Here is a 24,591-nt window from a genome sequence, read left to right as displayed (position 1 = left end):
TCGACTTGGTAAATATACACTAAATCCAGTGGGGCTGCACTCGCGATAAAGGACAGCAGTTCTGTCATTTTCGCGATGTCTCCCCGCCGTACTGGAATCCCATTTCGACTACCGAATTTAGTTTCAATCAGGACGTTTCGGCGGGCAAGCCTATGGCTGCCGGTGCGGGGTTATTTCACCTCGTCGCGGGCGCAAGCCAGACCAAGAAACATACGGCACCGCGTTCCGCCTGAGCTATTTAGCAGGCGAAAAGCCAATGTTAGTCGCGTCCGGCGTAGCGTTCGGGGACGCATCCCTGGCCATGTTCGGCCAGCTGCCCCGAGTGGTTGGCGTTGTTCAAACGGCGTCCGGCTGCGGCACGATCACGCGTGCACACGGCACTGCCATTCAAATCGTGCCCGGCGATCCCGTTTGCCAGGGTGACCTCGTCGAGATCGCGGCGGACGGCCGGGTCGCAATCCGCCTGGTCGATGGCACGGTGCTCGACCTGCCGGCTGGCACCCGGCTGGAATTGGGCGACTTGGAAGACCGAGGTCGCACCTTGCACCCGGGGAAGTTCGCCAAGGCCAGAAACATCTTCCGCATGATTGGCAGCCGGCTGGCAGGGTCAAGCGTCCTGGCGGCGGACACGCCTGTTGGCACCATCCGGGCCAGCGGCCTTGGCATGCTGTCGTTCGCGGCGCTGACCCTCTCGCTCCTGGAGGACGCGCGGGCTGCGGAGCCGAACGTCACATTCCTGGACGACGACAAGATCAACTACAAGGACCTCCACCACGGCGTGTTCGAGCTGGTGACCAAGGAGGCGATCCCCCGGCACATCGTCGTCGACGATCCCGGAGTGACGATCATCTTGAGCGCCAAAGGGTCGTCGGTCGGGGTGAACCAGGTCACGAATAGCCCGGCCCACATGGAGGAATTGCGGGACGCCCAGCAGGAGACGCTTGCCAATCTCGCGAAGGGAACGGGATCAAAAGGGTCCGGAATGCCCGCTCTCGAAGGGTCGCCGCTGTTGGAGCCCATCAATTTCCAGCCTGACTCGCCGTCGCTGACGCCAGATCCGCTCGCGCCCGTGCCGGTGTTCAAATTCGCTTTCATTGATACTTTCAACCCGCCACCGCCGCCACCGACGCCGCTCAAGCTGAGCTTCGGAGCGGCGCCGTCGCTGACGTTGAGCGCGACACACCTGACGGCAACGGCGCTCGACGACAACATCGCCGGCTCCGCACCGAACGGGGCGCTCACGACGACGTCAGGGGACTTCTCGGTGAAGTTCGCGAGCGCACAGGACGCGGCGGGCGCGGCAGTCAGCTACGCACTGACGATCCCCGGCGGCAACGGTATGGCGTCGGGGGTGATCGATTCGCACACCGGCCTGGCCGACGTGCTGGTTCAGAACAGCAACACCGTTGAAGGCCGCGTCGGCGCGGCTGACGGGACGCTGGCATTCACGATCACGCTCGATCCAGCCACAGGGCTCGTGATCTTCACCGAGTACCGGGCGGCGATGCGGCCGCCTGGCACCAGCACCGACGACAGCGAAACGGTGTCGCTGGCGACCGGGGTCGTAACCCTGACTGCGACCGTGACGAAGGACGGCCTGTCTCAGGATGTGACCCTCGATCTCGGCAGCAGATTGACCATTACCGAAGATGACCCGAGCATCAGCACGAGCGGAACAGTCCCCTCGCTGACGCTAAGTGAGAAGCATCTGACTGCAACGCTGCTGGACGACAACATCGCAGGTTCTGCGCCTGATGGAACGCTGACGACGACCTCCGCCGACTTCTCGACGGCATTCAACTCGGTCCAAGGCGCGGATGGTGCAACGATCAGCTACGCGTTGGCGATCACCGGCGGCAACGGCACCGCGTCGGGTCTGATCGACTCGCACACTGGCCTGGCCGACCTGCTGGTTCTGAACGGCAACACGATCGAAGGCCATGTCGGCACGACCAGCGGCACGCTCGCGTTCACCATCGCGCTCGATCCGGTCACCGGACGAGTGACCTTCACCGAGTACCGGGCGGTGAAGCAGCCGCTCGGTACCAGCCCGGACAACGGAGAAGGTGTGGCGTTGAACGCCGGCCTTGTCAGCCTGGTGGCGACCATCACGGACAGGGACGGAGACTTCAAGAGCGCGAGCGTTGATTTTGGCCAGCAGCTGACGATTTTGGACGATGGTCCGAGCATCAAGACGAGCGGTGCAACTCCGTCTCTGACACTGGCCGAAGCGCATCTGACCGCAACAGTGTTCGACGACCATATCGCAGGCACGGCGCCGGATTCGACCCTGACCACGATGTCCGCCGACTTCTCGACCGCGTTCACGTCGGTACAGGGCGCGGATGGCGCGACCATCCGCTACGCACTGACGATCGCCGGCGGCAACGGCACCGCATCAGGCCTGATCGACTCGCACACGGGCTGCGCCGACGTGTTGGTTCTGAACGGCAACACCATCGAAGGCCATGTCGGCACAACGAACGGCACGCTGGCGTTCACCATCTCGCTCGATCCGGCCACGGGGGGCGTGAGCTTCACCGAGTATCGGGCAGTGATGCATCCGTTCGACGCCAGTTCTGATGGCGGTGACAGCGTATCGTTGAGTACCGGCGTTGTAGGCCTGGTTGCCACCATCACCGACAAGGACGGCGACTTCCAGAGCGCGTCCATCGATCTCGGCAAGCAACTGACGATCACGGACGACAGTCCGACGATTTGCAACTTTTCAAAGATTTGCGTCGTCGACCAGGACAATCAGTTCGCGACCGGCACTTACGATGTCAATTTCGGCGCTGACGGTGACGCCGCGATGCTCGTTGCCATCCATAGCGGTGCAGTCGGCAACACAGGATACGATCTGGCCGCGTCGCACCTGGACGACGGCAATACCGCGGTGCATGTCACTGGAAATGGCGACAACTTCACCTTCTACTATTCAACCCACGAGGTGGGCGGCGGCGTCGAACTGGACGCCTATCGTGCGGATTGCGGCGGCACCCTGACCGATCCGTATTTCAAGCTGCTGATCGATCCGCACGGAACCTTTTGCTTCAATCTCGATAACGTCGATCTGCTGAAGGACGTCACCGCTACCGGCTCCGATTTCGGCGCCCCGGGCGACGCGAAGCCGTCGCTGACTGCTGCGGACGGCCAACTCGTTATCACCGGTTCTGATAGTTGCGGCCATCCCCTCGACGTGAAGGCGTCGGACAACGGTATTGCGGTCGGCGATTGCGGACTGCAGATGGACCCCGACGAGCAGTTGAACCTCGCGTTCTCCGGGAAGCAGTCGCAAGTCGGTTTGACCCTCGCTCAATGGCAGGGTTGCGGCGCTGCGAGCGTGACCTTCAAGGTCCTTGATGGCAGCTGCGACGTCCACGACTTCAGCATCTGCATTCCGAAGCCACCCGATGGCTGCACCGGAATCGTGGTGAAGGAAACCTCGAATGCTTCGCTGATCAATACCTACGCCTTTGACAACACGACGTTGACCTACACGCTCTACGTCGGAAAGGAGTTCAATCAGGTCCAGGTCGACTACGATCATGCGGCACGCGGCGACGCTACCTTCACGGTCAACAACATCGCCTATACCGAGAAGACGACCATCCCGGGCACCGATCTGCTGTTCGACGTGTCCGCCATCGACAAGGACGGCGATGCAGCCACGGCCATCCTTCCGGTCGATATTCAGGACCTCAAGACCTGGACGTCTGCCCCGACATTCGCACCCAGCCCGGCAAGCGTTGCGATGGCCGGCAGCATTCTGTCAGACCAGGTTACGCACGTGCAACACGATCTGATCTTGTAACGGCCCTGAACCGTAGTAAGGGTCCCGGCCCACGTCAGAGTTGACGCGGGCCGGGACTATTTCACGTGTCAGTGCCAGCCTTCGCCGGCCTTCAGTGCCGCCGAGAGGCTGCGCACCGGGCGCGTCACCAGCGGATCGAGATCGAAGCGCTTTTCGAGCATCCGGAGGATCGACGTGGTGTCGAAGTCCTCATGGGCGACGCCCGACTTGTTGAAGCGCTTGGCGATCAGCAGCGCCGGAATGCGGGTGCCGGGGCCCCACTGGTCCGCAGCCTTGGCTTCGGCGCCATGTCGGTTGAACGGCGGGGGCGGAACGTGGTCCCACTGTCCACCGAACTCGTCATAAGTGATGACGATCAGCGTGTCCTTGCCATCCGGCCCTTCGACGATTGCCTTGACGAGATCGACGAGATGCTGGCTGCCTTCGGTTTCGCTGGTGTAGCCCGGATGCTCGTTCTCCTCACCGATCGGCTTGATGAAGCTGACCTGCTTCAGCCGGCCGTTCTTGGCCGCCTGGATGAACTCCGCCTCGTCCTTCAGGTGATCCCTGCGGGCCTGCGTTCCCGGCGCGTAGTTGGCGAAGTAGTTGAACGCCTGATGGTGGTACTGGAAGGTCACATCGGGGCAGTTCGGGAACACCGCCGTGGAGACATGGTTCGGATCGGTGCAGGTCGTGCCGTTGCCGTTGGTCCAGCCGGACGCGCCGACATCGCCATTGGCGTTCGACCAGCCGCCCGAATACCAGGCCCAGTCGACATGCTTGGCCGACAGCCGATCGCCGATGTTCGGCGTGTGCAGCGGCGGCAGGCGCTTGATGTCCGGGGTGCCCGGCGAATACGGCTGATAGGTCGGCTGCGTGGTGTTGACCGCGTAGTCGCCGCAGGCGAGGCCAGCCGGCAGGCCGGGCTGGTTGCATTTCGCCGTCAGCTGCGCGTCCTTCACGGTCGACAGCGGCGTATAGAGCGGCGTGCTGGTCGGCATGCCGTTGGCATCGACGATCGCGTGGAAGTCATTGGCGCTGCCGTCGTTCAAGGCACCGACGAACTGCGGCGCCGCGGCCGCGACCAGGAACTGGTGGTTGAGGAACGAACCGCCGAAGGCACCCTGGAAGAAGCTGTCGGCGATGACGTAGTTCGGCGCACCGTGGCCGTGGAGATAGGTGTAGATGGGCAGCTTCTTGGTGTCGTAGTAGCCCATCACCAGGCCCGCAGCATCGCTGCCGGTCACATAGCGGTTCTGCCGGCCGCCGTTGAGCTGGTACTGCTCGCTGTAGAAGCGATGCACGATGTCCTCGGTGCAACCGCCGGGCGAGCCGGTGCCGTTGAGGAAGCCGTGCGCCGCGAAAGCGCCGAGCGGCTTCGGACAGGTGGTCGCCGAGGTCGGGATGAAGTCGTTGATCTCGAACGGCTTGTTCTTGAAGGCGCTGAGGATCGCGACCGAGCCCGTGTTGTCGGTGCAGGTCGTGGGCTGCGGCGACGGAGAGGTCAGGTTGACGTCATTCTGCAGCAGACAGGCATAGACGGTCTGGTTGTCCTGCCGGACTTGCAGCGTATGCGCCTGATCGGCGTCGGAGGTACCGTTGATCCGGTCACGGCCGACATCGCCCCAGTGTCCGTAGAGGTTATCGAAGCTGTGGTTCTCCTGGTAGATGACGACGATGTGCTTGTACTGATGCACACCTTCATGGCCGCGGTCGCGCAGCTCGTCCCTGACCTCGCGCTTGAATTCATCAACGATCTTTTCGACCAAATTTTCGGCCTTCGCCACCGGTGAGATGGCAACGGCGCCAGCAACAACTGCGAGCGCCGGAATGGCTCCCCAAAGCCGCATAATGCTCTCCTGATTTCAGAAAGAATTAGAAATGGAGTTACACGCTATGCAAAACACATTTCGCTGGGATGACCGTTTTTCGACGCGCGCACAAATGCGTGAAAAGATGCGTACGCGCCGATAAATCTTCATTCTGTCAAATTCAGATTGGCTTGCGTCTCGGCGATCGTCATCAAACCGCAATCAACGGTCGTCTATCCAAACAGATGGTCATTGAACCTGCCGACAGGAAACCGTCACCTGCGTGACATCTTCCGACGTGCGGCAGCGCATATGCATTGTGACAGGGGCGTTTTCTCGCAATGGCTTGGGATATTCTGGCGTCCGGCTCCGGAAAATGTCGTACTGCGTGTGCCGATCGTGGCGTCAGAGCGTCACGAGTCGCGTTGCTGGCGCTCGTCGTTGCGCTCCTCCCGTTGCGGACGATGGCATTCCCGCTCGGCGGCGACCAGACCGTGCTGCCGGCCGGCACTGAATTTTCCGAGGAAGCGCTGACGCGGCCGCGCGAGATCTTTCATTCCGAAGCGATGGGCGGGCGCAAGTCCTATCTGGTCAATCTCGGCGATCTCGCGTTCAATTCGCCTTCCATCCTCGGCGGCAAGGCCCGTCAGGCCGAGATGAGCTGCGGCACCTGTCACGTCAACGGCGCGTCGAACCCGAAACTGTTCGTTCCGGGCGCGTCCTCCCGCCCCGGTACCTTCGACACGACCAGCCTTGTCTTCAATACGAAGACGTTCAACAGCATCCTCGATCCGGTCAGGATTCCGAGCCTGCGGGGCGCCCGCTTCCTCGCGCCTTACGGACATGACGGGCGCATGACCTCGCTGCGCGACTTCGTATATAATGTCATCGTCAACGAGTTTTCCGGGCCGCGGCCGCGCGACGAGGTTCTCGATGGCCTCGTCGCCTATATCAACGATATCGATTTCCTCCCCAATCCGAAGATTGCGCCCGGCGGCAGGCTTGCCGCGCAGGCGAGCTTGCCCGAGCGTCGTGGCGAGGCGCTATTCTTCAAGCCGTTCCCGAAGCAGGCCGAGCTGAGCTGTGCCGGCTGTCATATTCCGGCCGGAACCTTCAACGACCAGCTGCGTCACGACGTCGGATCGGGCGGACTGGTCAAGACCCCTACCCTGCTCAACGCCAATTTCAATGCGCCGTATTTTCACGACGGGCGCTACGACACGTATGAAGAGGTGGTGGGCCATTTCGATCGCATGTTCGACCTCGAACTATCGACCCAGGACACGCAGGACCTCGTGGCCTATCTCAATGCGGTCGGCGACGGCGAACGTCCCTTCGACAAGGACGGCGTCGTGCTGCGGATGAAGGAAGTGCTTGAGCTCTCGAGCGTGCTCGAGGTCGCGATTCCGGCCGCCGACACCGCGGTGGTGTCGCTGGCCGTGACCGGGGTCGGCGCCGAGCTGCGCGAATTGACCGAGCACATCCCCGATATCAGAAACACCGCAGTCGGCGGCAAGGACGAGCGGCTCGCCGCGCGCGCGATCCTGAAGGATCTCGTTCTGACCTTGCGCCGTATCGACCTCGAGGTCGGGGCCGGACGGATCGACGAAGCGATGGCGGAATACCGCAAATTTGCCCAGCTGGTGAACTTCGACGTTCCGGTCGCCCTGAAGAAGGCCGAGCCCTGGTCCCTCTTCAACAGCAACGTGCATCAATCGCACTACAGCGCGCTCGGCCGGCTGCTGCCGGTGACGAGCCGGCAGCCGCAGTAACGCCACGCGTTCACTGCGAGGCGGGCTGCGCAACCCATACATCGCTCTGCTGGATCCGGCGGATCAGGGCTTGCGGGTCGAACTTGCGCAGACCAGCCGGAATTTCGAAGGTTTGCGCCGGCTGGGGCTCGTCGCGGATGTGATCGGCGACGATCACCGTCCCATCGGCGGTCTTGATCTGCACCGGAAACCCGCGCGCGCGGTCGACCCAGCCGACAAAGCCGGCACCGGACGGCGCCACGATCCGATAGACGTCCATATCACGGCCCGCAATGGCTTCCGGCCTGTCCCGCCGGCAATGCCACGTGGCGGGATCGATCGGCGCGGACAGTTGTGCGATCGCCAGCCATTGCCGGCAGGGATCGTCCGGATCGACCGGAACGAACATCCGGGTCAGCGGGCTGGACTGCCGTGCCTCCATGAAGACATGGGCGCCGGGACGGACGAAAACCGCCGCAGGCTTCGCCATATCGATCAGGAAAAAGCCATCCGGCAGCGCCGTTGCTTCGATTCGTGCCTTCTGTTGCGAGACGCGTAGCGTTCCCAGCACAGTCGTCGCTTCGTCCCTGCCCGCAACGAGGTCGGCGGAGAACTGCTGGGCCGCGGCCGGCATCGGAGCATGGGCCAGGATGGCAACGGCAACCAGGAGGGTCGCCGCGCCCCGGCTCATCGAGCACGTCTTCTCATTGCGCTTCATCGTCTATTTCCGGGCGGTCAGATGGCTGGCAAAACATGACAGCGCCGACCGAACCATCGGTTCGATCGGCGCCGATCTCAGTTCAAATCAAGATCTCGTCCTCGACGAGGGTTCGATCACTCGGTGTAGGACAGACTGACCGGCTTGCTGAAGTCGAACGCGTCGAACATGTCAGACAGGGCCGGGCTGTTGGTCGGGACGTACTCGTTGCTCTTCGAGTAGGTCGGGTTCGGCAGGTTGTCGCGGCTGCGGCCCGTGAGCGGCTCGAGAGCCCAGTTGCGCTCGATGAACTTCAGCAGCGAAACGTGGTCGGCGTAGTTGTGGTTGACCTTGCCGCCCGTCGAGTAGGGCGACAGGATCAGGGTCGGAATACGCGGTCCGTCGCCGAAGAAGTCGATCGACTGCGTGTAACCGGAGTCCCAGTAGCCGCCGGCTTCGTCCCAGGTGATGAAGACCGCGGTGTCGGCCTTCAACTCCGGATTGTTGTCCAGCGCGTTGAGCACGTTCAGGACATAAGCCTCGAACAGATCAACCTTCGAGCTCTGCGGATGACCGTCGAGCAGACCGTCCGGCTTGCCGAACGACACCGCGGGCAGCGTGTTGTGCTGGATCGCCGTGATCAGATCGGCCGTGTCCTTCATGTGAGCCTGACGCACGGTCGGGTTGGCCATGATCGAGGTCGCATACTGGAACGGATTGCAGATCTGGCAGTAGGCAACACCGAGTGCGTGCGCCGGATCGGCGACCGCAGCGGCGCTGAGGTTCGGGTTCGACGGATTGGCGGCAACCGCAGCGTTGGAAAGCGCCACGGCGTCGTTGAACGCACCACCATAGAACGCCCAGGTGATGTTCTTCTCGATCAGAGCGTCACCGATCGTGCGAACCGACGACGGCGGAACGTTGTTGCCGCCCGAGAGCGCGCCGTTCGGCAGATAGCCCGGATTGACGTTGTTGAGCATGTAGTAGTGGTTGGGCTTGCAGTTCGGCTCCGCCGCGTACGGCAGATTGTTGAGGTAGGTGACGATCGGCTTAACGCCGGGCTGGAACACGTCGGAGCAGTTGCTCCAGTTGCCGTCGACGCTATACCGGTTGACCGAGCCCGCGACCGGGTTCGGGTTGGCGATCAGGCCGACCGGCGGTGTCACCGGATTGCCCTTGCCGTCGCTCCAGAAGGCTGCATCGCCGGTGCCGAGCATGAAGTGGTTCGCGCCGGTGCCACCGTGGAACGACTGGTGGAAGTTGTCGCTCAGGGTGAAGCGGTCCGCGAGCATCTTCAGGATCGGGGCCTGACCCTGCTGGGCATTGTAGAAGCCCAGCGAGTTGGCCATGCTCTTGTTGGACGCCGAATAGGTCGCCATCACGAACGGGAACAAATCGTTCAAGCAACCCGAGTTGTTCTTCTGGGTGGCGTTGGCGGCGTTGCAGTCTTCCTGCTGCCAATCCTGATAGAAGCGATGGGTCGAGTCGCCGGTGTAGTCGTCGTCGCTAATCTGCTCGCCCTGCAGCGGGAACGGTCCGTTGAGACCGCCGGCGCCGGGAACGCGGGTATCAAGCACACCGGTCGGCAGGCCGCTGAAGCCGGTGGTGAGGATGTCGAGATCCGCCGGATCCATGTCCATCTCGACGTTGGCCTCGGTGATCGTCTTGAATGGAGGCGACGTGTCGCTTTGCGCGGTCGGCGTGCCGTTGGTGTTCGGCTGCGGCATCGCATTGGTCGCGTTGTAGGGCGACTTCGAGATGGTCGGCGCACCGATATAATAGGCCGTCTGGCCCGCAACCGAGTACTGCTGCGCTTGCGCAAAGTTCGGTCCCGGCGTTCCATCCTCGTTGACGATGCCCTTCGACAACAGGTTGGAGATGGTCTGCCCCTTGCCCTTCGGCTTGTAGATACCGAAGGTGTGATCGAGGCCGCGGTTCTCACCGATCAGGATGATGACGTGCTTGATCGGCGAAGCGGTCTTGCCCTTGCCGCCGTGATCCTTGTCGTCATTATCGTGGTCATGCTTGACGCGATCAGCTTCCTGATGCGCCTGGTGATTGTGATGCGGACGCTTGTCCCAATCACTGTGTCCGCCCGGATAGTGAGCGGCATATGCGGCTGTTGCGACGAGCACCGTTGACGCGATGCAGAGCGCGGTGCTGGTTCGCCAGTGCTTTTTGTAGTTCAAACTCATTGTCGACCTCAGGGTGTTTGCGGTTAGCAACACACACTGCTTAGTGCGACAACATGACGCATGGTTTTCGCTTGCGTGAAAGCGCGCGAGAAATTTCGAAACGTTCAAATATTTTGCGTGGAGACATCTGCTGCTGCACGCCGCATCTCCACGATTCGATTCTTCAACGGAAGATCGAACGCAGATGAAGCGCTCCACGCAGCGGCGCGGATCGCAAATGCCTTACAGTACAGCTCAATCAATGCGAGACGTGCCTGGAGCGCATCACTTCGCGAAGCGCAGCGTAATGCTGATCATGCACGTCTTGATTGAACAACGACCACGGCTCGGCGCTCGCCAGTAATGCAGGCACCGCAGCCGCCATCAGATTGCGATAATTCCTGAACTCGCTTGCAGCGTCCGCGTTGCGGCCCGCTGCAACGGCCATCTCGATTCGACGCAGCGTGAGCACGAGCTCCTTGAGACCGTTGCGCGCAAGCACGCGCTGCTGCTCGCCGCCCGACACGCTGGTGTTCTTGCGATCGGGGTATTGCTCGGTCAACTCGCGCAGTTCGCGGCCGATCGTATCGACTGCAAGCGCGACGATATCCTTGTCGCCGGCGGGAATCGCGGTCGCGAGCACTGTCGAGAAATCGTTGATCTCCTTCAGCGTTGCACCTGCACCGTCGCGTTCATAAGGCTGCACGCCGTCGCCGACGGCCGTGAGATAGGCGACGAGGTCGCCCTTGTCCTGCGCCGAGAGGTCGAGCTGAAAGGTCCGGTCGAAATAATCGACGACCTGCTTGAAATTGTCGAAGCGGCCATCGTGGAAGTACGGCGCGTTGAAGTCGGCGTTGCGCAAGGTCGGCGTCTTGAACAGACCGCCCGAACCGACGTCATGCTGCTGGTGATCGACAAAGCCGGACGATGGTACGTGGCATCCCGCGCAGCTCAGCGCCGGATCGTGCGGGAACGGCCTTGCGAACAGCGCTTCGCCGCGGCGCTCCGCGTCGGTGATCTTGCCGGCCAGCCGCCCGCCGGGACCAAGGCTCGGATTGGGCAGGAAATCGATGTCGTGAAGATAGGCCACGATCGCATCGAGCGTTGCCGGCGACGGCTCCGGACCTGCGAACTCGCTGGTGATGACGTTGTGGACGAAGTCGCGCAGCGAGGCGAACCGGCCATCGGCGCCGTAGGGTGCAAGATAGCGGGCGCCGCGCAGGCTCGGAATCCTCACCGGATCGAACGAAAGGTTATTGGCCTTCGGGTTGAACAGCGCCCCGGTGGTGTCGAACGTGCCGGGCCGGCTCGACATCTTCGGCATGAAGAATTTGGCGTTGTTCGCACCATTGACGTGGCAGGTGCCGCAGCTCACACCGGCCTGCCGCGCCACCTCGCCGAGCAGCCCGGGCGAATTGAAGGCGAGATCGCCGAGATTCACCAGATACGACTTGGCTCCGGTCCGCTCCGATTGGAACACCTCACGCGGCTTGTCGAGCGCATCCTCGTTCAGCTCGGTCGCAACAGGGAGCACGGTCTTGTCGCCGTCGACCGGAAACGCCGCCGCGCGCCCAAGCAACGCGAGGGCGATGACCGCGGAGAGCAGCGCAGCCGCACGCAGCTGAAGCGATCTCATCGCGCCTGCGCCTCCAGGGTCGGGCGCTGCAGCCCGAGCTTTGCCGAGGCGCTCTGCAGCGCGACTACCAGTTCCTCGCTGGTCTGGCGCAGATCGGCGATATCGACATGCGGCAGGTCGGGCGTCGCGACGATCGCCTCGAGCCGCTCGATCCGGTTCGTCACCATCTCGTCGAGCTTGCCGTCGACCGTGTTGAGCGCGGCGGAGAAAATCGTGTGATAGGCGAAGTCGATACCGGCGATGTTGTTGCGCATATCGTCCAGCGAGGTGCCGCTGATGCGCGACTCGCCGCCATCGGCTTTGCTTTCGCCGACTTCGTAGGCGAGCCGCACCGTGCCATCCAGGAGGCCCTGCGGCGTCAACTTGATATCCTTGAGCTTTCCGTGAAGATCGTTCAGGTGCTCGACCAGGCCCGTCGCATCGGTGGCAATTTCGGTATTGCCGGCTCCGAACAGCTTGGCCTCGATGGCGTGAAACCCGCTGTCCGCGTTCGGCCAGGCGTCGATCTGCGCATCAAGCTCGGGCACGAAGCCCGCGGTGAACACCTCCGAGCGCTCCCAGCCGGCACGCGCCGACAACCAGGCCTTCTTTGCACCGGGCAAGTCCGCCGCAGCGGCGCGGTCGCGCAATGCACGCGCCCCCGCCAGCGCACTGGCAACGCCCTCGATCAAATACGGCCGATAGCGCTCGGCGCCCTCCTCGAGAGCGCCCGCGTTCGCGGCGCGCAGACCTGCCGACGCTGCCAGCAAAGCCAGGCACGCCGCCACTCGTATCTTGTGCATAGCCAACCCACTCGTCTGCCGCGAAGGGCTCGCGGCACGTAATCGGGCGAACTATTGTCGGTATCCTATGCGGATTTGTGACAGCGCAGACTTTTTGTCGCATCTTTTCTGCTTCGCTATCGTTGTTGACGATCACAATCCCGCAAACGCATTACTCGATTGAAATTGCACTGTTCAACGCGCGCGAGTTGTTGCAACACAGTGTGTTCACGCGTCACACTTGTCCCACCACCATGCCGATCGATCGCGAAGCTCTTTATTTGATTGCATCCTACGGCGCGCTCTGCGTGCTGTGCTGCACCGTCGCGCTGATCGATCTTCGCCACGGCATCATTCCCGATTGGCTGAATCTTGCGATCGCCGCCCTCGGGCTTGCACATGTCGTCAACACTGAAAGTACGAGAGCTGCGTTCAGTGCCATGGCGATCGCTGGCCTCATCGGCGCCCTGTTCTTTCTGTTGCAGCGCCTTTACGCCGCCGTGCGGCATATGGACGGCTTGGGACTTGGCGACGTCAAGTTCCTTGCCGCCGCGACGATCTGGGTCGGAGCTTTTGGGATTCCGACTTTGCTGCTGATCGCGGCGCTCGCAGCACTTGCTGTCGCCGGCAGCCTGCAACTCGCAGGACACGAGATGAAGCGCCAGACGTCGATCCCGTTCGGTCCGTTTCTGGCGCTCGGACTTCTCCTGACGCCGGCCCTGCAGGGCTGGCTGGGATTGAATTAGCGCGGGATGATTTTTGGTTGAATCGGCTTGCCGCGGGTTCGGTTCACCTCTCCCCGTCGGGGAGAGGTCGGATTGCTCTCGGCGATGCGAAGCATCGTCCGGTGCAATCCGGGTGAGGGCTCTTGCTCTCTCGATAGACCGTAACCCCTCACCCGATTTGCTGCGCAAATCGACCTCTCCCAAGGGAGAGGTGAACCTCCGATGCCGATCCAGCTCAACCTAATCTCATCACGCTTTAGCGCGGGAGCGAAAGCGCACTCACCTCTGGATCCGCGCAGCCAGCGGCCTCCTGTCGGTGCTGACGGGAACGAGGCGGACATCGCCGCTCTGCTCGGCGCCCGGCTGGGGCAATGTGAGCACGGCATCGTGCTCGTCTTTCTGCATCGTAACTTCGCGTCCGCTGATGGTTCGCAGCTTCCATCCCTGGAAATCGTCGCCGAGCTTCAACCGTAATGCGGTCTTGTTCGCTTGATCGAGAAAGATCCCGAAGCTTTCATCGTCCCCGGCGATCGTGCCGACGAGCGACAGCGGCGGCGGCTCGAGCGCGACCTTGCGCGGCGGCGGCGGCAACGGCTTGCTGACTTCCGGTTCCGCAACGACGGCAGGCGGCGGCCGCCGCGACGGCGAGAACACCGGGCGGTCGCGGGTGTTGGACAGCGTCTTGAGCGGAATGCCCCACAGCGGATTTGCGCTGAGCGGCCGGGGCGTTGGCGCCGGCGAAGGCGCAACCCGAACCGACGTCACCGGTTCGGACGGCGGCGGCGAACTCAGCACCGGTCCACCCAAGCGGGTATCATCGAGCATCCCGGCGTCCAGTGCATCGCCGGATGGGTCAGGCACCGCAGCCGGCGCCGAATAGGCCGACACCGCCAACAGCACAATGGTTGCAGCGAAGCGTCGCATCATTTGGCTCCTCGCCATTGTCCGGACACGCCGAGCAGCACGCGCAGCTTGCCGGGATCGGCGCCCTTGGCCGCTTCGTCGGCGACGGGTTGCACCACCAGTTGGTCGATGAACAGGAACGGCATGCCGGCTTCGAGATCGTAGAGCACCTGCTGCAGCTGCGCCTGCTCGATCTCGCTGCTCGCGACCATGCTGATGAAGCCGGCCTTGGCCGGCGCGTTGGGAACGTCGAGCTGCGTCGACAGCACATTGCCGCCGGCCTTGATCACCGCGCCCGACACGCGTTGCAGCAGCGTGGCGCCCGCGACCGTGACGGTTGCCCCCTCGAGATAGGCTGAACCGGTCGGCATGGGGGATTGACCGGGCGCGGTATTCGCCTTGGACCGTCCCTCGAGTTGCTCCAGCATCACGACCGATGCCGCGACATCGCTGCGCAGGCCGATGATATCCGAGAGCGACGAGATGACGACGAACAGCAGCAGCACGAACAGGCCGAGATAGCTCGCGGTCGCGACCAGTGGCGAAGTGCTGACGGCCGTCAGCGATCGGGATGCTGCGCTCATGAGCCGGACCCAAAAGAAGCGGATATATTGGCCTCGACGTGGAACCGCTCCGCCGATTCATTTGCGGCGCGGGTCGTCGGCGCGAAGAACGTCGCGCGGGTGAATTGCGGCGACTGCTCCAGCAAGCGGATCAGGGATGGCGCATCCTGGGTCAGTCCCACCACCTGCACCTTGTTGCCCTCGATGCGGAGCTCCGTCACATAGGTGGTGTCGGGCAGGACGCGCGAGATCGCTTCCAGAACCATGACGCTCGATGGCGTCGTCTGCTTGCGCTTGGCCAGCAGGCCGATGCCGGACGAGTCGCCATTGGCATCGAGACGCAGCGCGGCGCGGCGCTGCGATATCCGGTGTTGCAGGTCCTCCTGCTCGGATTGCAGCCATCCGCCGAGATAGACGTTGAGCAGCAAGGCGACCGCGGCCGCGGCCGCCGTCGAGACCAGGCCGATGCGCAACAGGCGCGGAACCGCAGGTCCGGCGAGGCCGCGCAACGATTTGTCGAGCAGCGTCACCTGCTGCGGGGAGCCGTCGCCGCCAACCGCTGGCGCTGAGACCGCAACGGAGCCGGCGCCGAGCATCCTGGCCATCCGGACCAGCGGATCGACCTTGGTCGCCGCGGTCGCACTGAACGCGACTTCGATACGGTCATTGGAGATCGGTTGCGGCGAACCCCAGCCAAAGACCGCATCGGCGGCGGTCCATGGCGTCAGCCGGTCGACCTGCGCGCGGATCATGCCATCGAGGAAGTCGCCGGCCTGGCTCGGGAAATCGAGCACGCGGCTGACGACATGATCAGATCGCAACCGCACCTCGATGCGGCTGCCGTCGAACGCGGTCTTCCACTCTGTTGACAGCGGAGGCTGCGGCGCGTCGTGATCGAGCCGGAACGAGACCGGAGCTGACGGCGAGCCATCCCTCGCCACGGTGGCGCGGGCCGTGAAGGTGCCGTCGGCATTTTCGTCGAGCTCGATGCTGCGCCGGCGCATGAACCTGCCCGCGACGCCGTCGACGGCCGTCGCGACCGCGCCGATCCATTGCTCGAACCATTGCCGTGCTTCGGCGAGTATTGCCATCAACCTCTCCTCCGCGGCAGAACCGTGCTGCGCGGCTCGACATCGTTCTGCCAGGACAACACACGATAGGGCTCGACCTTGTCGCCGAGCGCAATCACGGCTTCAGACGTGGTGCGGTGACCGTTGCGGAACCGGATCGAGATTGCGATCCGGTAGCAAGGGCTCTGCGCGGTCGATGCCGCAGTTTGCGGGCTCGGCGCCTGCGATCCAGCGGTGAGGCCGCCGTTCGGCGAGGAAGCAGGCGAGCCGAAGCTGTCCTGCTGCTTCCCCGATGCCTTGTCCACGGCAAGAGCGACTTCCGGCGCGGCGATCGCCGGATCGACATCCGGACTGCCGTTGAACACCGTCACGAACGGCAACACGCGATCGACGAAGGCTTCAGGGATGCCGGCGACCAGCGCCAGCTCGTTGACATGGGTGAACAGCCCCTGCCGCGGCGAATAGCCGAGCGCGTTGTAGCGCGCGGCCTCCACATTCTCGCTGCCCGGTACGGGCCGGGTTCGCCAACCGACGATCCGGTCGGCGTATTCGCTGGCCGCGTCCTTTCGCGCGCCGAGCACGACGAAGAGGCCGATCAGCATTTCCTTCGACGCGTAGTTCAGGTCTACGCGGCCGGCCTCCGACACGAAGGTGACACCGACGCTGGCGTCATCCAGCCCGAAATGAAACGCCCCGTGCTGCGGCCTCGTCTTCTCATCCGTCAGCGTCAGTTGATAGGCGGTGAGCTCGAGCCCGGCCGACACCAGCGCCTCGGTCTGCAACGACAGATCGCTGGCCGCCAACGCGCGCGCCGACGCGGCAAGATAGGCCGAGAAGATGATCGCCAGCGACGACAGCGCAAGCAGGATCCAGAGCACCGCAACGATGACGAAGCCGCGGTTGCGCGGCGATCCGCCGAGTTTGCCGGACGCCCCCATCACGTCTTCCCCTGATCGGTGGCACCGTCGGAGCTTTGCTTGTCGCCGCAATTGCCGTCCGGCTTGGTGCAGTCGCTCGGAATCTGGACATGGACCGGCGCGATGGTCGAAACCGACAGGACGCGCTGGCTTGCCGCGTCACGCACGGTCAACCGGATCATGGCCGGCAGCTTGTTGGCATCCTTCCACACGCTCTTCCAGGCCCGGTCGGCACCGGCATAGGCGAAGGACAGGCGATAGGGTGCGCGCAGCAGCACGACGGGGCTGCCGAGATGCACCTGTTCCGACAGCGACACCCCATCGGCCAGCGGCGTGAAGCGCGCCTGCGAACGAACCGTGACGAACTCGCTGCGATCCCGGGTTTCACCAAGGTGCACCACGTCGAGCCCCGGCCCCGCATTCGGCCCCACCGACGTGCGCACGAACGTGACCGACAATTCCGATCCGTCGAACAGCGGCTTGTGGGTATCGCGGTTGGCGGCAACGAACTCCGCCGCCGCGAGATCGGCGCCGATCCGCTCCAGCGCGATCCCGATCAATTCGCTGCGCTGGATCCGGTCGAGCCCCCGGTTCCAGCTGGGCAGCCATTGCGCCGTGATGCTGGCGAGTGCCGACAGCAGCAGCCCCATCAGTGCCAGCGCGACGATGGTCTCGATCAGCGTGAAGCCGCGTTCGCCCGTTCGCAGTGCTGTCCTTGCCGGGGTCATTCCGAAGACCTCGGCATCAGGCGCACGGTGCGAATGTCGGACAACGCACCGCCCGGAGACTTGACGCGAATGCGGACCAACTCCGGCGCCCAGGGCACGTTGCCCTCGGGCACCTTCCAGTCGCCGCCGAGCGGACTGACCTCGATGGTCCAGCGATAGCCCTCCGCCTGCCCCGTCGACGTGCCCGACTGGAGTTCGGCGCGCGGCGGAATGCCGACCGTCATCAATGTGCGCACCGCCTGCATCAGCGCGACGTGCTGCTCCATGGCCCGGACGCCGCGCGTCTTGACGCCCATGACCGCGCCGATGGCAACGATCGAGACAGCCACCAGCGCCAGCGCCACCAGCACCTCGATGATGGTGAACCCTGCATCAGGGCGGTCAGTTGGCGGCGACGTCGCGAGCAACGATTTCTACCCTTCCGGTGAGCCAGTTGACGCGGACCTCATATCCCGCATCGAGCCGCGTCAGCGCGATGGAGCCGCCGCAGGAACCGCCATTGGCGAAGAAGCGGATGGTCGACAGGGCGGCGCGGCGCTGACAGCTCTGCGGCAGCACCGCATCGAACCGCACGTCATCGGGGATACGCACCGTCATGCGCGACGCGCCGGAGTGGATCACCCGGCTCGCCGCATCGACCAGCGTCGCAACGCTGGTGCTGCGCTCGATGGCGGCATTGCGATCGGCCTTCAGCAGCGTTGCGGTCTGCAGCGCATAGGCCTGCAAGCGCGATCGCGAGGTCTGATGCGGAATGAACGGGAGCAGCACGGCCGCCAGCAGCGCGATGATGGCAAGGACGCACACCATCTCGAGCAGGGTGAAACCGCGCTGCGTCGCATCATTCATGCTCGCCATGCATCCTTATTGTTGGTCGTTGTTGGCGGCTGTCGTCTTTTCAAGCGAGATGTCGGCCGAGGTGCCGCTGCCGCCTTCCTGACCATCGGAGCCATAGGAGACGATGTCGTAAGGCCCGTGTTCGCCCGGCGAGCGATAGAGATAGGGATGATTCCAGGGATCGTTCGGAACGTTGCCGCCCTTCAGATACGGGCCGTTCCAGGCGGCGACGCCCGGCGTGCGCCGGACCAGCGCGGCAAGTCCCTCCGCCGTGGACGGGAAGCGCCCGGCGTCGAGGTAGAACAGGTCGAGCGCGCTGGAGAAGCTCTGCAACTGGATGCGCGAGGTCTTGACCTTGGATTCGCTGAGATAGTTGAGCACGCGCGGCCCGATCAGCCCCATGATGAGGCCGATGATCGCGATCACCACCAGCATCTCGACGAGGGTAAAGCCCTCCTGCCCCGAGCGCCTTGGCGGTTGTGAGCGCGCCGGATCGCGTCCCGCTCGCATGGAGAATGTTTCGATGACCGTGTTGCGCGATATCATGACCGATGACCCCTGCTTTAACCGACTAGCTGCGTGACCGAGAGCAGCGCCGTCATGACCGATACGATCAATCCGCCGACGACGGTGCTGATCGTGATGATCGCCAGCGGACCGACGATGCCGACGACACGGTCCAGGCTGCGCTGCAATTTTGCTTCGTAGAATTCCGCAACCCGCCCGGCCAGCACCGGCAGCTGCCCGGTCTCTTCACCGAGCCGCAGCATGCGGACCGCCATTGGCGGCAGGCTGTCCGCCACGGCGAGCGCGTCCGACAATTTTCCGCCATGGCGGACGCGGTCGGCGGCGGCGGTCCAATTCGCCTCGCTCCCGGTCACTGCCATGATGTCGACGAGGATGCGCAATGCAGCCGTGAGGTTGACGCCGCTGCCGAGCAGGACGCCGAGATTGCGGCAGAACAGGCTCGCGCGATAGAACTGGAAGGCGCTGCTGATGCCCGGCACCCGCGAGATCCCGCTGACCAGCGCGGCGCGCACGCGCGCCTGCCGCAGCAGCCACCATGCGAGCGCAATCGTTGCCGCACTGATCAGGCTTGCCGCCGTGGCGTTGGCGCGCAGGAAATCCGACACCGCGATGAAGCTGGCGAGGGCGGTATCCGACTTGCCACCGAAATCGCCGAGCACGGTCGAGAATTGCGGCAGCACGAACAGCAGGAAGAACAGCATCACGCCGGATGCCGCGACCAGCACGAAGGCCGGATACTGCATGGCGTCGGTCAGCTTGCGCCGCATCTGCTCGGAACGCGCACGCTCGGTTCCCAGCATCTCCAGCACGGAGTCGAGCGTGCCGGAGATTTCCCCCACCCGGACCAGGGCGATGTACATCGGCTGGAACAGGGTCGGATGATCCGCCACCGCATCGGCAAAGCTCTCGCCGGTAAGCAAGGCCGCCCGGATTTTCGCCACCACCGGACGCATCCGGCCGACATCGGCATCGCCGGACAAAAGCTCCAGGGCATCGTCGAGGCGCGCGCCGGCCTTGAGCAGCAGCGCGAGATCGCGCGTGAACGTGGTCACCTCGGCAGCACTCGGCCCGCCGAACAGGCTGCGACCACCGGCTGTGCCGGATGCGCGCTTGTCCTCGGTGGTTTCGATCGGCAGCAGCTTGAGATATTCGATCCGCCGCGCCACCTCGGCCGCGGTCGGCGCCGAGATCGTGCCGTTCACGATCTCGCCGGCCTGGGTCAAAGCGCGATAGCGATAATTCGGCACGGCGTCACCGCACCGTCGCGACGCGGAGGATCTCGGCGGGCGAGGTCAATCCGGCGCGGCATTTCGCGACCCCGTCATCGAGCATCGTGGTCATGCCCGCCTTGATCGCCATGGTATCGATCTTCAGTCCGTCGGTTCGTTCTCCGATCAGTTCGCGGAGTTCATTGGATAGTTCGAGCAGCTCGAACACGCCGAGACGGCCGCGATAACCGGTCCCGCCGCAACGTTCGCAGCCGCATGGCTCGTGAATGATCTCGCCTTCCCGGAATCCGAGCGCGGCGAGCCGGGGATCCTCGGTGAAATCGGCCGTTGCCAGCGGCCGCGCGGTCTTGCAGCGCTCGCACAATTGCCGGACCAGACGCTGCGCGATCACGCCGCGCAGCACCGAGCGCAGCAGATAGCCTTCGACCTCGAGGTCGAGCAGGCGCGGCACCGCGGCAGCCGCCGTCTCGGTGTGCAGCGTCGTCAGCACCAGATGTCCCGTCAGCGCAGCATGCACCGCGACATGCGCGGTCTCCGAGTCGCGGATTTCACCGACCATGATGACATCAGGGTCCTGGCGAACGAACGACCGCAGCGCGGTGGCGAAGGTCAGACCGATCGCCGGCTTGACCTGGGACTGGTTGACGCCGGGGATCTCGTATTCGACCGGGTCCTCGATCGTCAGAATCTTGCGGCTGGGCTCGTTGAGGATCGAGAGGATCGTCGCCAGCGTCGTGGTCTTGCCGCTGCCGGTCGGTCCCGTGATCACGACCATGCCGTATGGCAGCTTCAGCAGCCGCCGCAGCTTGGCTTCGTCGGGCTCAGAGAATCCCAGCTTTTCGACGACCAGCAGGCCGCGATCCTTGGGCAGGATGCGGATGACGGCGGATTCGCCGTGTTGCATCGGCATGATCGCGACGCGGATATCGATGTCGGTGCGTCCGGCCCGCAGCCGCGCCGCGCCGTCCTGCGGCAGGCGGCGCTCGGCGATGTTGAGATTGGCGATGATCTTGATGCGGGAGACCACCGCCTGTGGCAGCACCCCCGACAGCGCGGCGACCGGGCGCAGCAGGCCATCGATCCGCAAGCGCACCATGAGGCCGGAGGAAAACGGCTCGATGTGGATGTCGCTGGCGCGGAGCTCGACGGCCTTCTCGATCAGATCATTGACCGCGCGCACCACCGGCGCACCGCTGGCGAGATCGCGCAGGCTCTCGATGTCGTCTTCGCGAGGCAGCGCCGCGGCCGTGTCGGTGGTCTCGGCCTCCTCGGCGCTGGAAGAGTTGTTCAGGGCGATGGCGACGTCTTCCGACGATGCCACCTTCACATTGATGCCGGCGCCGAGCACGATCTGCGCCGCCCGCAGCGTCGCCTGGTCGGTCGGGTCGACGACCGCGAGGACAGTGCTCCCATCGGCCGTCCGGCACGGATAGACCATGGTCTCGCGCAGAAAACGCGGCGAGAATGCTCCGACCAGCGGTTCGGCCGAGGTCATATCCTGGAGCGTCAGGCGGCCGAGTGCGAAGAAGCGCGCGGCCTCGTCGGCGAACTCGGTCGGTGAGAGACTGGTGATCTCCCACAGTTTCAATTGCCTGACGTCGGCGCCTTGCCCGGTCCGTTCAGGCGATCCGTCGATCGACGCCAGGTGATTGCTCTGACGCAGATAATCCACGAACCGAACGGACAGGTCGTTGGCCATTCTCGATATCCCGCCACACTATCCCGGATCAGTCCGTGCCGTGCGCCGTCGCGTTCGGCTCCCGGCAATTCTGCGGTTATCGATCCGAAGTGTGACAGCTGTGCGAAGTCACATCGTTCGCCTCGCTCAAGAAACCTTGACGTGGCATGGCGGACACGGCGGCGCGCCGACTGCACAGATTTGGTGCGATGCGATGGCAGGTCGCGAACGACAATCATGTAACCAATTTATTTCTGTCATGTTCGATCGCTAAGAGTCCCACCGGGTAGGACCGATCCTCGCACGCCGTCGAAATTTCAGTTAGTCAGAGCGAAGGGCCTTCATGCAACGCGTAGGCACAGTGGGCCGCTGCCCGACGATCCGGGGCGGCTTGGCGGCCATTTTTGCCCTGACTTCGCTGGGGTTGCTGGCGTCCTGCAATTCCGCGACGGTCGGCGAGAGCGTGGACGCATCCCAGATCGACGTCACCGACAAGGTGCGATCGCTCGATCTGTTGCCGCGCCAGCCGCAACCGGTGAGCGGGCTGGCGGCGGCGGGCAGCAGCCAGGGCGGCAGCGTCCGCGCGGCGATGTATGAGGGAAGCGAAGTGACCGGGGTCGCCGACGCGCGGCCGCAGCCGGCCTCGAACGGCAATGGCTTCGATCTGAATTTCGAAAGCACGCCGGTGGCGACCGTCGCCAAGGTCGTGCTCGGCGACATCCTGCATGTCGGGTACACCATCGACCCGCGGGTACAGGGCACGGTGAGCCTGGTGTCGGTCCGACCGGTGCCGAAATCCGACATGGTTTTCGTGCTTGAAAACGCGCTTCGCCTGAGCGGCGTGGTGTTGCTGAAGGATACTGCGGGCTATCGCCTGACGCCGCTCGGCGACGCCGTCGGCGGCGGCCGCGTCGATGCCGCGGCCGCCAATCCCGAACCCGGATTCGGCATCTCGGTGGTCCCCCTGCAATATGTGTCGGCGCAGACCCTGCTGAAGCTGACCGACAGCTTCGCCACCAGGGCGGGCTCGATCCGCGCCGACACGACGCGCAATCTGCTCCTGATCCAGGGCACCGGCGCCGAGCGCCGCACCGCCGTCGACACCGTGCTCAGCTTCGACGTCGACTGGATGCGCGGCCAATCGGTCGGCATCTTCCCGATCTCGAGCGGCTCGCCCGCACCCGTCATTGCGGAGCTGGAGAAGATCGTCGATTCCGGCGAGAACGGCCTCAGCCAGAACGTCATCAAGTTCATGCCAATCGCACGCCTCAACGCGGTGCTGGTGGTGACCAAGAAGCCGGACATGCTGCACACGGCGGCGACCTGGATCAAGCGCCTCGACCGCAACGACACCGCGCGCACCTCGGTCCATGTCTACCGCGTCAAATACGGCGACGCGCGCCAGATCGCGCGGGTTCTGACCGACATGTTCCTCGGCGGATCGTCCGGCAATTTGCTCGACAGCGCCGACAGCCAGCTCGCGCCCGGCTCCGGCACCTCGTCGACGTCAAGCGTCGCCGACCGTCTGTCGGCGAACGGCAACTTGGGCTCGAACTCCAACAGCTTTGCCTCGCGCGGCACGTCAGGGACGGGCGCAACGGGCCAGGGCCTCGGCCAGGGATTTGGCGCCGGCGGGCAAGCGAACAACCCCAATCAAGGCCAGGGCAACAATGCCGCACTGGACAGCGGACGCGGCGCTAGCTCAGGCTCAGGCAACGGCCAGCCCGTCATGCAGGATGTGCGGATCACGCCCGATGCCGTGAACAACAATCTCCTGATCTATGCCGACCAGGCCAACTACCGCATCATCGAGGCGACGCTGCAGCAGATCGACGAGCCGCAGCTCCAGGTCGCGATCGATGCGACGATCGCCGAGGTCACGCTCAACAACACCCTGTCCTACGGTGTGCAGACCTACCTCACCAGCAGGAACCTCGGCCTGAAGCCGAACGTCGGCTCGTTCACGGGCACTCAAGCCACCACGGCGCCCGCGACCACCACGGACGCGACCACCGGGGTCGCCTCCGTCGCAGGCTCGGTCACCAATGCCTTCATCAACCGCGCCTTCCCGGGTTTCAACTTCCTGATCGGATCCGAGACGCAGCCGAGCCTGATCCTGGATGCGCTGCATGCCGTCACCAGCGTCAAGGTGCTCTCCAATCCGTCGCTGGTCGTGATCAACAACCAGGTCGCGACGCTGCAGGTCGGTGACGTCGTCCCGGTGTCGACCGGCAGCGCGACGGTGCTCACCGGGAGCAACACGGTGGTCAACACCATCGACTATCGCAACACCGGCATCATCCTGCGGGTCTCGCCGCGCGTCAGCGTGAATGGCACCGTGCGGCTCGATGTCGAGCAGGAGATCAGCAACGTTCCGCAGACCAGCGCGAACAGCCTGACCCCGACGGTGTCGGAACGGAGGGTCAAGAGCCAGATCGCGGTCGCCAATGGCCAGACCGTGCTGCTGGCGGGCCTGATCAGCGAACAGCAGAGCGGCAACCGCAACGCGCTGCCCGTGCTTGACCAGATTCCCGGCCTCGGTGATGCCTTCGGGCATCAGAGCAACGGCACCCAGCGCACCGAGTTGATCATCTTCATTCGCCCGCAGATCATCCGCAACGGTTCCGACGCCCAGATCGTGGCCGAGGAGCTTCGTTCGAAACTGCGCGGCAGCATCGCCACGACGACGACCAATGCGCCGATCACCACCAGCTTCCATTGAGCGGGGCGACACGATGCTCCTTACGCGCGCGCTTCGGACAAACCTTTACGCTTCGCTTGCGGTCGTGGCCT

At 64.0% G+C, this 24,591-nt stretch carries 19 protein-coding genes; 4 read left to right on the top strand and 15 right to left on the bottom strand.

What is annotated here, in order from left to right:
* Window positions 1-301: 301 nt before the first annotated feature.
* Window positions 302-3,814 carry a DUF5801 repeats-in-toxin domain-containing protein gene (locus ACE10Z_RS06325; protein ID WP_375787174.1) on the top strand — a complete coding sequence of 1,171 codons (3,513 nt, stop codon included), beginning with the start codon at window positions 302-304 and terminating at the stop codon, window positions 3,812-3,814.
* A 68-nt stretch (window positions 3,815-3,882) separates the two neighbouring features.
* Here ACE10Z_RS06325 and ACE10Z_RS06320 read toward each other — a convergent pair whose 3' ends face one another.
* A complete protein-coding gene (locus tag ACE10Z_RS06320) occupies window positions 3,883-5,643 on the bottom strand; it encodes an alkaline phosphatase family protein (RefSeq protein WP_375787173.1) in 1,761 nt (586 codons plus the stop codon).
* A gap of 425 nt (window positions 5,644-6,068) precedes the next feature.
* Between ACE10Z_RS06320 and ACE10Z_RS06315 the strand changes: the two genes are divergently transcribed.
* Entirely contained in the window at window positions 6,069-7,376 is a 1,308-nt protein-coding gene (locus tag ACE10Z_RS06315; protein WP_375787172.1) for a cytochrome c peroxidase, read from the top strand.
* A 10-nt stretch (window positions 7,377-7,386) separates the two neighbouring features.
* Here the strand turns inward: ACE10Z_RS06315 and ACE10Z_RS06310 are convergent, their stop codons facing one another.
* From ACE10Z_RS06310 to ACE10Z_RS06295, 4 genes are all read right to left on the bottom strand, one after another.
* Window positions 7,387-8,073: a hypothetical protein gene (locus ACE10Z_RS06310; protein WP_375787171.1), complete on the bottom strand. Its 687-nt coding sequence runs from the start codon at window positions 8,071-8,073 to the stop codon at window positions 7,387-7,389.
* A 116-nt stretch (window positions 8,074-8,189) separates the two neighbouring features.
* Window positions 8,190-10,247 (bottom strand): phospholipase C, encoded by a 2,058-nt coding sequence (locus tag ACE10Z_RS06305; RefSeq protein WP_375787170.1) that lies wholly within the window; start codon window positions 10,245-10,247, stop codon window positions 8,190-8,192.
* A gap of 238 nt (window positions 10,248-10,485) precedes the next feature.
* A complete protein-coding gene (locus ACE10Z_RS06300) occupies window positions 10,486-11,862 on the bottom strand; it encodes a cytochrome c peroxidase (protein WP_375787169.1) in 1,377 nt (458 codons plus the stop codon).
* On the bottom strand, window positions 11,859-12,644 hold the full coding sequence (locus tag ACE10Z_RS06295) for an EfeM/EfeO family lipoprotein (protein WP_375787168.1): 786 nt from the start codon (window positions 12,642-12,644) through the stop codon (window positions 11,859-11,861). The genes ACE10Z_RS06300 and ACE10Z_RS06295 overlap by 4 nt, the downstream gene beginning before the upstream one ends.
* A 77-nt stretch (window positions 12,645-12,721) precedes the next feature.
* Here ACE10Z_RS06295 and ACE10Z_RS06290 point away from each other — a divergent pair, with 77 nt between their 5' ends.
* Complete coding sequence (locus ACE10Z_RS06290) at window positions 12,722-13,369, top strand: prepilin peptidase (protein ID WP_375787167.1); 648 nt, start codon at window positions 12,722-12,724, stop codon at window positions 13,367-13,369.
* Between the two features lie 258 nt (window positions 13,370-13,627).
* Here ACE10Z_RS06290 and ACE10Z_RS06285 read toward each other — a convergent pair whose 3' ends face one another.
* Genes ACE10Z_RS06285 through ACE10Z_RS06240 form a run of 10 tightly spaced genes read right to left on the bottom strand, consistent with a single transcriptional unit; the run spans window position 13,628 to window position 21,819 of the window.
* Entirely contained in the window at window positions 13,628-14,272 is a 645-nt protein-coding gene (locus ACE10Z_RS06285) for a hypothetical protein (RefSeq protein WP_375787166.1), read from the bottom strand.
* A complete protein-coding gene (gene gspM / locus ACE10Z_RS06280; protein ID WP_375787165.1) occupies window positions 14,272-14,835 on the bottom strand; it encodes a type II secretion system protein GspM in 564 nt (187 codons plus the stop codon). Before gspM ends, ACE10Z_RS06285 begins: the two co-directional genes overlap by 1 nt.
* On the bottom strand, window positions 14,832-15,905 hold the full coding sequence (locus ACE10Z_RS06275) for a PilN domain-containing protein (protein ID WP_375787164.1): 1,074 nt from the start codon (window positions 15,903-15,905) through the stop codon (window positions 14,832-14,834). The genes gspM and ACE10Z_RS06275 overlap by 4 nt, the downstream gene beginning before the upstream one ends.
* Entirely contained in the window at window positions 15,905-16,822 is a 918-nt protein-coding gene (locus ACE10Z_RS06270; RefSeq protein ID WP_375787163.1) for a general secretion pathway protein GspK, read from the bottom strand. The genes ACE10Z_RS06275 and ACE10Z_RS06270 overlap by 1 nt, the downstream gene beginning before the upstream one ends.
* The gene (locus ACE10Z_RS06265; RefSeq protein ID WP_375787162.1) at window positions 16,822-17,529 is read right to left on the bottom strand and encodes a type II secretion system protein J; all 708 of its coding nucleotides are present in this window, start codon (window positions 17,527-17,529) and stop codon (window positions 16,822-16,824) included. Before ACE10Z_RS06265 ends, ACE10Z_RS06270 begins: the two co-directional genes overlap by 1 nt.
* The gene (locus tag ACE10Z_RS06260) at window positions 17,526-17,936 is read right to left on the bottom strand and encodes a prepilin-type N-terminal cleavage/methylation domain-containing protein (RefSeq protein ID WP_375787161.1); all 411 of its coding nucleotides are present in this window, start codon (window positions 17,934-17,936) and stop codon (window positions 17,526-17,528) included. Before ACE10Z_RS06260 ends, ACE10Z_RS06265 begins: the two co-directional genes overlap by 4 nt.
* Window positions 17,911-18,375: a Tfp pilus assembly protein FimT/FimU gene (locus ACE10Z_RS06255; RefSeq protein WP_375787160.1), complete on the bottom strand. Its 465-nt coding sequence runs from the start codon at window positions 18,373-18,375 to the stop codon at window positions 17,911-17,913. Before ACE10Z_RS06255 ends, ACE10Z_RS06260 begins: the two co-directional genes overlap by 26 nt.
* Window positions 18,376-18,390: 15 nt before the next feature.
* Entirely contained in the window at window positions 18,391-18,873 is a 483-nt protein-coding gene (gspG, locus tag ACE10Z_RS06250) for a type II secretion system major pseudopilin GspG (RefSeq protein WP_375787159.1), read from the bottom strand.
* Between the two features lie 53 nt (window positions 18,874-18,926).
* The gene (locus ACE10Z_RS06245; RefSeq protein WP_375787158.1) at window positions 18,927-20,138 is read right to left on the bottom strand and encodes a type II secretion system F family protein; all 1,212 of its coding nucleotides are present in this window, start codon (window positions 20,136-20,138) and stop codon (window positions 18,927-18,929) included.
* A gap of 4 nt (window positions 20,139-20,142) precedes the next feature.
* Entirely contained in the window at window positions 20,143-21,819 is a 1,677-nt protein-coding gene (locus tag ACE10Z_RS06240) for a GspE/PulE family protein (protein WP_375787157.1), read from the bottom strand.
* 322 nt (window positions 21,820-22,141) lie between these two features.
* On the opposite strand from ACE10Z_RS06240, the gene gspD reads away from it, so the two are divergent.
* Window positions 22,142-24,520: a type II secretion system secretin GspD gene (gene gspD, locus ACE10Z_RS06235; RefSeq protein ID WP_375787156.1), complete on the top strand. Its 2,379-nt coding sequence runs from the start codon at window positions 22,142-22,144 to the stop codon at window positions 24,518-24,520.
* The last annotated feature ends 71 nt before the right edge of the window (window positions 24,521-24,591 follow it).

Source organism: Bradyrhizobium sp. Pha-3 (assembly GCF_042258615.1).
GTDB lineage: Bacteria > Pseudomonadota > Alphaproteobacteria > Rhizobiales > Xanthobacteraceae > Bradyrhizobium.
This window is presented reverse-complemented; position numbering and strand designations above follow the sequence as displayed.